This is a genomic window from Klebsiella indica, from assembly GCF_005860775.1.
GTDB lineage: Bacteria > Pseudomonadota > Gammaproteobacteria > Enterobacterales > Enterobacteriaceae > Klebsiella > Klebsiella indica.
The window spans coordinates 37,646-50,835 of sequence record NZ_VCHQ01000034.1; the positions used below are offsets into that span (position 1 = coordinate 37,646).

Sequence of the window (13,190 nt, forward strand, 5' to 3'; positions counted from 1 at the left end):
GATGGACGTATTACAGCTGACGCCGCGTCGCCCGTATCTGTTACGGGCGTTTTATGAATGGCTGCTGGATAACCAGTTGACTCCGCATCTGGTTGTTGACGTGACGCTGCCGGGAGTAATTGTCCCGATGGAGTACGCTCGCGATGGGCAAATTGTGCTTAATATTGCCCCACGCGCTGTCGGTAATCTGGAACTGGCCAACGACGAAGTGCGTTTCAACGCGCGTTTTGGCGGCGTGCCGCGCAATGTCTCTGTTCCGATGGCTGCTGTGCTGGCGGTTTATGCGAGAGAGAATGGCGCCGGAACCATGTTCGAACCGGAAGCAGCCTATGACGCGGACGTTAGCAGCCTGAACGATGACGAAGAGCAGTCTGACAGCGAAACGGTCATGTCGGTGATTGATGGCGATAAGCCGGATAATCACGATGACGATCCTGATGACACGCCGCCTCCTCGTGGCGGGCGTCCGTCGCTACGTGTTGTGAAATAATCCTTTCCAGGCCCTTTGGGGCCTGTTTTCTGATCACTCCCGAATTCTTGTGTTAAGCTGAAACCGCCAATCCGCCGGGAGTTTGCCGAAGGTGCCATGTTCAATGATGATTGATGCCATTCATCGCCACGCGTCTGGTCAAGTTGAACGCGCCACCTCAATAGCCTGTCCGCATCCTGACGTGCGTTAACGCTTCAGCGGATTCTGGTTCCTCAATACCTTGCACAGCCTGAATTCGGGGTTATTAATCAGGGAGCTATTATGTCTTTACTTGAGAGACTGGATGCACATATTAGCGCGAACGGTGGTTTGATTGTTTCTTGCCAGCCAGTCCCCGGCAGCCCTTTGGATAAACCGGATATCGTTGCTGCGATGGCGCAGGCTGCAGAACAGGCTGGCGCTGTGGCATTGCGAATCGAAGGCGTAGAAAATCTGCGCGCTGTCCGCGCGTTAGTGATGGTACCTGTGATTGGCATTATTAAACGCGATCTGGACGGTTCCCCGGTGCGGATCACGCCATATCTGGAAGATATTGATGCACTGGCGCAGGCCAAAGCCGATATTATTGCTATTGATGGTACCGACCGTGAACGCCCTGTTCCTGTGGCCGCGCTGCTGACACGGATTCACCAGCACAAGCTGGTGGCGATGGCCGACTGTTCTTCTCTGGAAGATGGACTGTCTTGTCAGGCGCTCGGCGCTGAGATTATTGGCACCACACTGTCGGGCTATACCACGGCACATATCCCGAATGAACCTGATCTGGTACTGGTGAAAGCGCTGACTGAAGCGGGATGTCGGGTGAATGCTGAGGGGCGCTATAACACGCCCGCTCAGGCGGCCGAAGCCAGGCGGCAAGGCGCATGGGCGGTGACTGTTGGTTCAGCGATTACCCGTCTGGAACATATATGCCAGTGGTATAACGCGGCATTAAAAGAGGCATGACCATAAGCACGCTATGGATATGGATCATATCCACTCTGTTTATCGTGAATGCGGCAGGCACAGATCAAAGCCAGTCGAAAAAATCCGCACCGATTTGTTAAGCTCATAAAAAAAGCCCGACGCTGAATCCCGTCGGGCGATGATGGATTACCCGGATAAGACGACTATCCAGGCTTTCGCATTACACTTCCAGGTAGTTCAGAATCCCATCCGCCGCCTTACGGCCTTCGGCAATCGCCGTCACCACCAGATCGGAACCGCGCACGATATCGCCACCGGCGAAGATTTTTGGGTTACTGGTCTGGAAGGCATTATCGCTGCCTTCCGGCGCAATGACGCGCCCCTGGGAATCCAGCTCCACGCTGTGTTTCGCCAGCCATTCCATGCTGTGCGGACGGAAACCAAATGCCATAATAACCGCATCAGCAGGTACGACGTGTTCAGAACCGGCGACGATTTCCGCGCGCCGACGGCCTTTCGCGTCTGGCTGGCCCATTTCGGTACGCGCCATCTTCACGCCGCAGACTTTACCGTTAGCATTCACTTCAATGCCTAACGGCTGGACGTTGAACTGGAACTCGACACCCTCTTCACGCGCGTTTTTCACTTCGCGTTTAGAGCCCGGCATATTCTCTTCGTCACGGCGATAGGCGCAAATGACGTGAGAGGCGTTTTGACGAATAGACGTACGTACACAGTCCATTGCGGTATCGCCACCGCCGAGGACCACCACGCGTTTACCTTCCATGCTGACGAATGGTTGCTCAGTCGTTTCGCCAAAGCCCATAATCTGCCTGGTATTGGCGATCAGGAACGGTAGCGCGTCGAACACGCCAGAGGCGTCTTCATTTTCCAGCCCACCGCGCATTGACTGATAGGTGCCGACGCCAAGGAATACGGCATCGTAATCTTTCAGCAGGTCGTCGAGCTGCACATCACGGCCCACTTCGGTGTTGAGCCTGAATTCAATACCCATGCCGGTGAAGATCTCGCGACGACGAGTCATCACCTCTTTTTCCAGCTTAAAGGCCGGAATACCGAAGGTCAGCAGGCCGCCGATTTCCGGATGACGATCAAAGACCACCGCTTTCACGCCGTTACGGGTCAGCACATCCGCACAGGCCAGGCCAGCCGGGCCGGCGCCAATAATCGCGACGGTTTTGCCGGTTTGCTTTACGCCAGACAGGTCTGGACGCCAGCCCATTTCAAATGCTTTATCATTGATATAGCGCTCGATATTGCCGATGGTTACCGCGCCGAACTCATCGTTCAGGGTACAGGAACCTTCGCACAGGCGGTCCTGCGGGCAAACGCGCCCGCAGACTTCCGGCAGCGTGTTGGTCTGATGCGACAGTTCCGCCGCTTCGAAGATACGCCCTTCATTCGCCAGCTTCAGCCAGTTCGGGATGTAGTTGTGCACCGGGCACTTCCATTCGCAGTACGGGTTGCCGCAGGACAGGCAGCGATCTGCCTGTGCCTTAGCCTGGCCTTCTGAAAACGGCTCATAAATTTCCACAAACTCAATTTTACGGATCTTCAGCGCTTTTTTCGGCGGATCAACGCGCTGTAAGTCGATAAATTGATAAACATTCTGACTCATCTTAACCCCTTACTGCGCCTGCACCCGCAGCTCCGCTGCGGAACGACTACGGTGACCCAACAGTGCTTTAACATCGCTGGACTTCGGTTTAACCAGTGCGAACTTCGCCGAGAAGGCCGGCCAGTTGGCCAGGATCTCTTCGCCGCGCTGCGAACCGGTAAGCTGCACGTGCTCGGTAATCAAACCGCGCAAGTGCTCTTCGTGGATAGCCAGAGACTCAACGTCCAGCACTTCCACCAGCTCCGGGTTCACGCGTTTGCGGAAATCGCCGTCTTCATCCAGAACATAAGCAAAGCCGCCGGTCATTCCCGCGCCGAAGTTAACACCGGTTTTGCCCAGCACGCAGACGATGCCGCCGGTCATATATTCACAGCCGTTGTCGCCAATGCCTTCGACGATGGTGATCGCGCCGGAGTTACGCACCGCGAAGCGCTCGCCTGTGCGGCCAGCCGCATACAGACGACCGCCAGTTGCGCCGTACAGGCAGGTGTTGCCGATGATGCTGGCTTCGTGGCTCCGGAAGGCTGAACCAACCGGAGGGCGAATGGCGATCAGGCCGCCAGCCATACCTTTACCCACATAATCGTTAGCGTCGCCGGTAAGATGCAGTTCAACGCCGCCCGCGTTCCAGACACCGAAGCTTTGGCCGGCCGTCCCGCTGAAGTGGGCGATAATCGGGTCAGCAGCGAGCCCCTGGTCTCCGTGGGTCTGGGCGATATAACCGGACAGCGAGGCCCCAACGGAGCGGTCGGTGTTACGGATATCGAACCAGAACGTTTTACTCTGCTTGCTGTCAACAAAGGGTTTTGCCTGTTGCAGCAGTTGCGCATTGAGCACGCCGTTGTCGAACGGCGGGTTGTTCTCGGTGCAATACAGCGCCTTACCTGGATGCGGTTCCGCGGTTTCCAGCAGTCGGGACAGTTCCAGCTTCTGCTGCTTAGCCGTAAACCCTTCCAGTTCTTTCAGCAAGTCGGTACGACCAATCAGATCCACCAGACGCTTCACGCCAAGCGATGCCATCAGCTCGCGAGTTTCACGGGCGATAAATTCAAAGTAGTTGGTCACTTTGAACGGTAAGCCGTGGTAGTGGTTTTTCCGCAGCTTATCATCCTGGGTTGCGACGCCGGTTGCGCAGTTGTTCAGATGGCAAATACGCAGATATTTACAGCCCAGCGCTACCATCGGGCCGGTGCCGAAGCCGAAGCTTTCCGCACCAAGAATTGCCGCTTTGATGATATCGAGGCCGGTTTTCAGACCGCCATCCACCTGCAGACGAATCTTGTGACGCAGGCCGTTGGCCACCAGCGCCTGCTGGGTTTCCACCAGCCCCAGTTCCCACGGACAACCCGCGTATTTCACTGAAGATAGCGGGCTGGCGCCAGTACCGCCGTCGTAACCGGCGATGGTGATCAGATCAGCATAGGCTTTCGCCACGCCGGTCGCGATGGTGCCGACGCCCGGTTCAGAAACCAGCTTCACGGAGATCATCGCTTTCGGGTTGACCTGTTTCAGGTCGAAAATCAGCTGCGCCAGATCCTCGATAGAGTAGATATCGTGGTGCGGCGGCGGAGAGATCAGCGTCACGCCAGGTACGGAATAACGCAGTCTGGCGATATATGGCGTAACTTTATCGCCCGGCAACTGACCGCCTTCGCCAGGCTTCGCGCCCTGAGCAACTTTAATCTGGATCACATCAGCGTTGACCAGGTAAGCAGGGGTGACACCGAAACGACCGGAGGCTACCTGCTTGATACGCGACACTTTATTGGTGCCATAGCGTGCCGGATCTTCACCCCCTTCGCCGGAGTTAGAGTTACCGCCGATGCCGTTCATCGCTTCTGCCAGAGCTTCGTGCGCTTCCGGGCTTAGCGCGCCGATAGACATCGCCGCCGTGTCGAAACGTTTAAACAACTCGCTTGCCGGTTCAACGTCGTCCAGGCTGACGGTGGCCCCGTCAGGGGTCACCGCTAACAAATCGCGCAGCGTTGCCGCCGGGCGCTCATTGACCAGCCTGGCGTACTGCTGATAATCACTGTATTCGCCGCTTTGTACCGCTTGCTGCAGGGTACGCACCACATCCGGGTTATAGGCGTGATATTCGCCGCCATGGACATATTTCAACAGTCCGCCCTGGGCCAGCGGCTTACGCATCAGCCAGGCGCGTTTCGACAGGTTCAGCAGGTCTTGCTGGAAGTCGTCGAAACCGGCACCGCCGATACGGCTGACCACGCCCTGGAAGCACAGGTCGGATACTTCGCGATGCAGGCCCACAGCTTCGAACAACTTCGAGCAGCGATAGGATGCGACGGTCGAAATACCCATCTTCGACATGATCTTATACAGACCTTTGTTGATACCGTTACGGTAGTTCAGCATCACCGTACGGTACGCTTTGTCAATCGTGTTGTTATCCACCAGTTTCGCCAGGCTTTCATAGGCGAGGAACGGGTAGATAGCCGTCGCGCCGAAGCCCAGCAGCACAGCAAAGTGGTGCGGATCGCGGGCGCTGGCCGTTTCAACAATAATGTTAGCGTCGCAACGCAGGCTCTTATCCACCAGACGGGTCTGAATCGCTCCCACGGCCATTGGGGCCGGTACCGGCAGGCGGTTTTTACCGATGTTGCGATCGGACAGCACCAGCAGGACGGTACCATTACGCACCATCTGTTCGGCTTTATCGCACAGCACTTTGACCGTTTCAGCCAGCGTGGTTTCGCTGGCATCAAAGGTGATATCCAGGATGTCGGCACGATAGTGCTCTTCTTCCATGGTGGTCAGCTGTTTAAAATCAGAGTACAGCAGAATCGGCGACTTGAAGCTCAGGCGGTGAGCCTGGCCTTCCGCTTCGCAGAAGACGTTCATTTCACGGCCAATGCTGGTGGCCAGCGACATGACGTGCGCTTCACGCAGCGGATCGATCGGCGGGTTGGTCACCTGCGCAAATTGCTGGCGGAAATAGTCGTAAATGATACGCGGCTGGCTGGAAAGAACGGCGAATGGGGTATCGTCACCCATTGAACCGACTGCCTCCTGGCCGTTTTCACCCAATACCCGCAGGACGGAGTCCAGCTCTTCAGCGCTGTAGTTGAACTGTTTCTGGTAGCTGGCGAGGGTATCATCATCCAACTGACGATTACCGACCTCTTCATCGGGCAGCTCTTCGAATGGCACCAGGCGACGGACGTTTTTCTCCATCCACTCTTTATACGGATGGCGGCTTTGCAGATCGTTGTCGGTTTCCGCAGAGTGCAGGATGCGCCCCTCACGGGTATCGATAACCATCAGCTCGCCGGGGCCGACGCGGCCTTTTTCCACCACTTCATCCGGCTGGTAATCCCAGATACCGACTTCGGAGGCGCAGGTGATGAGTTTGTCGCTAGTGATCACGTAGCGCGCCGGGCGCAGGCCGTTACGGTCAAGATTACAGGCGGCGAAACGACCATCGGACATCACGATGCCCGCCGGGCCGTCCCACGGCTCCATGTGCATGGAGTTAAAGTCAAAGAACGCGCGCAGCTCTGGGTCCATATCCGGGTTGTTCTGCCAGGCTGGCGGAACCAGCAGGCGCATGGCGCGGATAATGTCCATCCCGCCCGCCAGCAGCAGCTCCAGCATATTATCCATGGAGCTGGAGTCGGAGCCGGTTTCATTGACAAATGGCGCGGCATCGTGGAGATCCGGGATCAGCGGCGTCTGGAATTTATAGGTACGGGCGCGAGCCCACTGGCGGTTACCGGTGATGGTATTGATTTCGCCGTTGTGCGCCAGATAGCGGAACGGCTGCGCCAGCGGCCAGCGTGGCACGGTGTTAGTGGAAAAGCGCTGATGGAACAGGCAAATGGCTGATTCCAGGCGCAGATCCGCGAGATCCAGGTAGAAGCGCGGCAGATCCGCCGGCATACACAGACCTTTATAAATATTGACCAGATTCGACAGGCTGCAAACGTAAAAATCTTTATCATCCTGCAGACGTTTTTCGATACGGCGACGGGCGATGAATAAACGGCGCTCCATGTCGCGCGGACGCCAGCCTGCCGGGGCGTTAACAAAGATTTGCTCAATACGTGGCAGCGAGGAGAGGGCGATTTCACCGAGAACGCCATCGTTGGTAGGCACTTCGCGCCAGCCGACAATAGACAGCGTTTCACGCTGAAGTTCTTCTTCGACGATACGGCGCGCCGCTTTGGCCAGTTCAGGATCTTTATTAAGGAATAACATCCCAACGGCATAATTCTTGGCTAAACGCCAGCCGCGCTCTTCCGCAACAATCCGGAAAAAGCGATCGGGTTTTTGTAGCAACAGGCCACAACCGTCGCCGGTTTTTCCATCGGCAAGGATCGCACCGCGGTGCTGCATTCGGGCCAGTGCGTGTATAGCGGTTCGCACCACCTTGTGGCTAGGTTCGCCTTCTATGTGGGCGATCAGGCCGAAACCACAGTTATCCCTCTCAAGGGATTTATCGTACAACATATCAGTGAACCTCCCCAGGCTCTACGGGACGCCCTCCGATACCGATTGCGCACGGGCACAGAAAGAGCATGGCGACGGGGTTTACACCTCGCATTCGCCCTCTTTAAATCCTTTTCGCATCGGAACACAAGTTTGAGGACTTGCTATTAAGAGGGAATCTCAATTACTGCATAAATATGATGAGCAGAACGCTCATCCAGAAAGCTTCCAGCGGATTCCCAACTTATCGGGAATCCACACATACGTCAAATGGCAATCTTATTTATACAAAAATGTACTATACAACATTTAACGTGATGATTTTTATTAAAATAATCGCATTTTAAATGCCATTGAAACGTATCGGGGGGCATAATCGAGTGTGATCTGTCTCACTATATCAATGGCATGATATTGTATTTATATGCTTAATTATTTTTTATTTTTGGATTTTTTTTCTTGTTTTTTTCTGTTTTTTGGTTTTTAACACTGTTTTGTGCCCTGATAAAGATAATGGTAAATTTGCGGCTATATATAAGGAAAACTCATTACCTTAAAGGTGAATTTAATTGCAGTTATCTTGATTTTTTATGCAACGGGATAAACGGCCACGTTGACGATTGATCCAGGTCATCGTCGTCAGCGGCTAAAAATGGCAGGCTTGGCCCCTTTCTTAAGGCCGGTCTACCAGATTATGCAGTTACAAAAATTAGTCAATATGTTTGGCGGGGATCTTGCGCGTCGCTATGGCGAAAAGGTCCATAAACTGACGCTGCATGGCGGCTTTAGCTGCCCGAATCGTGATGGCACCATTGGCCGCGGCGGCTGTACTTTCTGCAATGTCGCCTCCTTTGCCGACGAAGAACAGCAGCATCGCTCTATTGTCGAACAACTGGCGCATCAGGCGCAGTTGGTGAATCGGGCTAAGCGCTATCTGGCCTATTTTCAGGCTTACACCAGCACCTTTGCTGAGGTACAGGTGCTGCGCGCCCTGTATCAACAGGCGGTCAGCCAGGCCAGTATCGTCGGATTGTGTGTCGGTACGCGCCCGGATTGTGTCCCAGGCGCCGTCGTGGATCTGCTTTGCGAATATCGGCAACAGGGTTACGAGGTATGGCTTGAGCTGGGGCTGCAAACCGCCCACGATAAGACGCTGCATCGAATTAATCGCGGCCATGATTTTGCCTGCTACCAGCGTACTGCGCGTCTGGCGCGTGAGCGAGGGCTGAAGGTATGCTGCCACCTTATCGTCGGCCTGCCGGGGGAAGGGCAGGCAGAATGCCTGGAGACGTTAGAACAGGTGGTGGAAACCGGTGTGGATGGCATTAAGCTGCACCCGCTTCATATTGTGAAGGGAAGCATCATGGCGAAGGCGTGGCAGGCCGGACGGTTGAAGGGGATTGAGCTGGACGACTATACGACCATCGCTGGAGAGATGATCCGCCATACTCCACCTGAGGTGATTTATCACCGTATTTCCGCCAGCGCCCGTCGTCCGACGCTGTTGGCCCCTTTATGGTGTGAGAATCGCTGGACCGGAATGGTTGAGCTGGATAAATATCTCCGCGAACATGGCGTTCAGGGGGCGGCGCTGGGATTGCCGTGGCGCCAGCCTGTCGCGTGAAGTATGAAGGGTCTCTGCATTTTTTGCACAACTTACAGCGTCTTGCTCAGAATTGAGTATTATTGTGCGGAGTTGTCGCTAAGGAATTCCTTATGAAGCAAATTCGTATGCTGGCGCAGTATTATGTTGACCTGATGATGAAGCTGGGTCTGGTGCGTTTTTCAATGCTACTAGCTCTGGCGCTGGTGGTACTGGCGATTGTTGTGCAGATGGCCGTTACGATGGTGCTGCATGGCCAGGTGGAAAGTATTGATGTTATCCGCTCCATTTTCTTTGGCCTGCTGATCACCCCGTGGGCGGTCTATTTCCTCTCGGTGGTGGTTGAGCAACTGGAAGAGTCCAGACAGCGTCTCTCGCGGTTGGTGGAGAAACTGGAGGAGATGCGCGAGCGCGATCTCAATCTTAACGTCAAGCTTAAAGACAACATCGCTCAACTGAATCAGGAAATCGGTGAGCGTGAAAAAGCCGAGGCGGAGCGTGAAACGACGCTTGAGCAACTGAAAATAGAAATGAAGGAGCGTGAAGAGACGCAAATTCAGCTTGAACAGCAGTCCTCCTTTCTGCGTTCTTTCCTTGATGCATCACCGGATTTGGTCTTCTATCGCAATGAAGATAAAGAGTTTTCCGGCTGTAACCGCGCCGTGGAGCTATTGACGGGCAAAAGTGAAAAACAGCTTATTCACCTGAAGCCACAGGATGTATACAGCGAAGAGGCGGCGGATAAGGTGCTGGAGACGGATGAGAAAGTCTTCCGCCATAACATTTCGTTGACCTATGAACAGTGGCTGGATTACCCGGACGGGCGGAAAGCCTGCTTTGAAATCCGTAAAGTGCCGTACTATGACCGTGTTGGTAAACGGCGTGGGCTGATGGGGTTTGGTCGCGATATTACCGAACGTAAGCGCTACCAGGATGCGCTGGAGCGGGCCAGCCGGGATAAGACCACCTTCATCTCAACAATCAGTCACGAGCTGCGTACACCGCTTAATGGCATCGTGGGGCTTAGCCGGATCCTGCTGGATACCGAACTGACTGACGAACAGGAAAAATACCTGAAAACTATCCATGTCTCTGCAGTAACGCTGGGTAATATCTTCAACGATATTATTGAGATGGATAAGATGGAACGGCGTAAAGTTCAGTTGGACAACCAGCCGGTTGATTTCACCGGTTTCCTCGCCGATCTGGAAAACCTCTCTGGCCTTCAGACGCAGCAGAAAGGTCTGCAATTTGTGCTGGAACCTACCTTGCCGCTGCCGCATAAAGTGATCACCGATGGTACGCGTCTGCGTCAAATTTTGTGGAATCTTATCAGTAATGCCGTGAAGTTTACCCCGCAAGGCGGGTGTGTGAACGTTCGCGTGCGCTATGATGCAGGCGATATCCTGCACTTTGAAGTGGAAGATTCGGGGATCGGCATTCCTGAAGCGGAGCAGGATAAGATTTTCGCGATGTATTATCAGGTCAAAGATAGCCATGGCGGCAAACCGGCAACCGGTACCGGCATCGGCCTCGCCGTATCACGTCGCCTGGCGCGGAATATGGGGGGCGATATTTGCGTTTCCAGTCAGCCAGGTAAGGGAGCGATCTTCACTCTCACCGTACATGCGCCTGCCGTTGCGGAAGAAGTGGAAGATACTCTGGCGCAAGATGATATGCCATTACCCGCACTGAATGTGCTGCTGGTGGAGGATATCGAATTAAACGTGGTTGTCGCGCGCTCGGTGCTGGAGAAACTGGGTAACAGCGTGGATGTGGCGATGACCGGGAAAGCCGCGCTGGAGATGTTTACCCCCGGTGAATATGATCTGGTGCTGCTGGATATTCAATTGCCGGATATGACGGGCCTGGATATCTCTCGTCAGTTGAAGCAACGTTTCACTGCTGATCAACTTCCGCCGTTGGTGGCGCTCACGGCTAACGTACTGAAGGATAAAAAAGAGTATCTGGAGGCAGGGATGGACGATGTGCTCAGTAAGCCACTCTCTGTTCCGGCGTTAACCGCGATTATCAAGAAATACTGGGATTCACCGGAAGAGGAAGAGAACGAGATGCCCTCTATAGATGTCGATAAATCGACTTTTGTGCTGGATATTCCCATGCTTGAGCAATACATCTCGCTGGTGGGACCAAAGTTGATTAATGATGGTCTGGCGGTTTTTGAGAGGATGATGCCGGGTTATCTGGCTGTACTCGAATCAAATCTGACCGCGCGTGACCAAAAAGGGATTGTCGATGAAGGACATAAGATAAAGGGGGCTGCGGGCTCAATCGGCTTACGTCACATTCAGCAGCTTGGTCAGCAGATTCAAACACCGGATCTGCCCGCATGGTCAGATAATGTTGCTGAATGGGTTGAAGAGATGAAATCCGAGTGGCAAAGCGATGTAGCCGTGCTAAAAGCATGGGTCGCGGCGGCGGAGAAAAAATGACCCCGGATAAACCGGGGTGCGCGAATACTGCGCCAACACCAGGGAACGGGTTGTTGGGCCAGAATCATTTGAGTGATTTTTTACGCGGCGCAACCTGAGAATTTGGTTTGCTCGCTCATTAAGATAGCAAACCTTAAATAATTTGTTACGTGAATCGGTAAAATATGTGAAGCATAGCGAGTAAATCAAAATTTTTTACTGGTTTCATAGACTTGTACTAAGGGGCTGATGTGATGAAGAGAATTGGTGTCGTGTTGAGCGGTTGCGGTGTTTATGACGGAAGCGAAATTCATGAAGCGGTCATCACCATACTGGCTATCGTCCGCAACGGTGCCGAGGCCATCTGTTTCGCGCCTGATAAAGTACAAACCGATGTCATCAATCATTTGACCGGTGAAGTGCAGTCTGAAAGCCGCAATGTGCTCGTGGAAGCAGCGCGTATTGCGCGTGGACAGATTCGGCCTCTGGCGGCTGCCAGGGCGGATGAGCTGGATGCGCTGATCGTGCCAGGCGGTTTTGGCGCGGCGAAGAATCTCAGCAATTTCGCCTCACAGGGCAGTCATTGTGAGGTTGATAGCGATCTGAAAGCGCTGGCGCTGGCAATGCATCAGGCCGGTAAACCACTGGGCTTTATTTGTATCGCTCCGGCTCTGTTAGCTAAAATTTTCACCATCCCGCTGCGCGTGACTATCGGTACCGATCTTGATACCGCCGATGCGATAGAAGAGATGGGAGCTGAACATGTACCTTGCCCGGTCGATGATATTGTGGTTGATGAAGATAACAAAGTCGTGACGACTCCGGCGTATATGCTGGCGCAGAATATTGCCGAAGCGGCAAGCGGTATTGAAAAACTGGTTGCGCGCGTGCTGGTTCTGGCTGCATGAAATACCGCTTTTCACCACTGCCGATGATTAAGCGCTTTTTGCTGCGGCTGTTGTTGGTGTGTGTAGCGGTATGGTGCGGAGGAATTGCGTTGTTTAGCATTCTGCCGGTGCCTTTTTCTGCGGTGATGCTGGAGCGGCAAGCTGGCGCCTGGCTCTCCGGCGATTTTCAGTACGTTGCCCATTCCGACTGGGTGGGAATGGATCAGATTTCGCCCTGGATGGGGCTGGCGGTTATTGCCGCAGAAGATCAGAAATTCCCGGAACATTGGGGATTTGATATCCCGGCGATTGAGAAGGCGTTAGCCCATAATGAGCGTCATGAGAACCGGATTCGCGGCGCATCGACCCTGTCACAGCAGACGGCGAAAAACCTGTTCCTGTGGGAAGGGCGCAGTTGGCTAAGAAAAGGTCTGGAAGCGGGGCTGACCGTCGGTATTGAGATGGTGTGGAGCAAAAAACGCATTCTTACCGTTTATTTGAATATCGCTGAGTTTGGTCATGGAACGTTTGGCGTGGAGGCCGCGTCGCAGCGCTATTTTCATAAGCCGGCGAGTAAGTTGACGGCATCTGAAGCGGCGCTGTTGGCTGCGGTTTTGCCAAATCCGATTCGTTTTCGCGTCGATGCGCCGTCAGGGTACGTCCGCAGCCGTCAGGCGTGGATTTTGCGGCAGATGCGCCAGTTAGGCGGGGAGGGGTTTATGCGGGAGCATAAGCTACATTGATGCTTGCCGTGTTCTCATTTTCTTTCAGCCCCGGTAAGCAT

The 13,190-nt window shown here is 54.2% G+C and carries 8 protein-coding genes; 6 read left to right on the plus strand and 2 right to left on the minus strand.

What is annotated here, in order from left to right; all coding sequences use genetic code 11:
- Nucleotide 1 precedes the first annotated feature (1 nt).
- Together sspB and FE839_RS22100 are read left to right on the plus strand one after the other, a co-directional pair.
- Entirely contained in the window at nt 2-490 is a 489-nt protein-coding gene (gene sspB / locus FE839_RS22095; RefSeq protein WP_138362952.1) for a ClpXP protease specificity-enhancing factor, read from the plus strand.
- Nucleotides 491-751: 261 nt separating this feature from the next.
- Nucleotides 752-1,435 carry an N-acetylmannosamine-6-phosphate 2-epimerase gene (locus tag FE839_RS22100; protein ID WP_138362910.1) on the plus strand — a complete coding sequence of 228 codons (684 nt, stop codon included), beginning with the start codon at nt 752-754 and terminating at the stop codon, nt 1,433-1,435.
- 181 nt (nt 1,436-1,616) lie between these two features.
- On the opposite strand, the gene gltD is transcribed toward FE839_RS22100, so the two are convergent.
- On the minus strand, nt 1,617-3,035 hold the full coding sequence (gene gltD, locus FE839_RS22105) for a glutamate synthase subunit GltD (RefSeq protein WP_138362911.1): 1,419 nt from the start codon (nt 3,033-3,035) through the stop codon (nt 1,617-1,619).
- 9 nt (nt 3,036-3,044) lie between these two features.
- On the minus strand, nt 3,045-7,505 hold the full coding sequence (gene gltB, locus FE839_RS22110) for a glutamate synthase large subunit (protein ID WP_138362912.1): 4,461 nt from the start codon (nt 7,503-7,505) through the stop codon (nt 3,045-3,047).
- A 673-nt stretch (nt 7,506-8,178) separates the two neighbouring features.
- Here gltB and mnmL point away from each other — a divergent pair.
- From mnmL to mtgA, 4 genes are all read left to right on the plus strand, one after another.
- The gene (mnmL, locus tag FE839_RS22115) at nt 8,179-9,108 is read left to right on the plus strand and encodes a tRNA modification radical SAM protein MnmL/YtqA (protein WP_138362913.1); all 930 of its coding nucleotides are present in this window, start codon (nt 8,179-8,181) and stop codon (nt 9,106-9,108) included.
- Between the two features lie 92 nt (nt 9,109-9,200).
- Nucleotides 9,201-11,540, plus strand: a complete 2,340-nt coding sequence (arcB, locus tag FE839_RS22120; protein ID WP_138362914.1) for an aerobic respiration two-component sensor histidine kinase ArcB — start codon at nt 9,201-9,203, stop codon at nt 11,538-11,540.
- A gap of 233 nt (nt 11,541-11,773) precedes the next feature.
- Complete coding sequence (gene elbB / locus FE839_RS22125; protein WP_138362953.1) at nt 11,774-12,427, plus strand: isoprenoid biosynthesis glyoxalase ElbB; 654 nt, start codon at nt 11,774-11,776, stop codon at nt 12,425-12,427.
- On the plus strand, nt 12,424-13,149 hold the full coding sequence (gene mtgA, locus FE839_RS22130; RefSeq protein WP_138362915.1) for a monofunctional biosynthetic peptidoglycan transglycosylase: 726 nt from the start codon (nt 12,424-12,426) through the stop codon (nt 13,147-13,149). The genes elbB and mtgA overlap by 4 nt, the downstream gene beginning before the upstream one ends.
- The last annotated feature ends 41 nt before the right edge of the window (nt 13,150-13,190 follow it).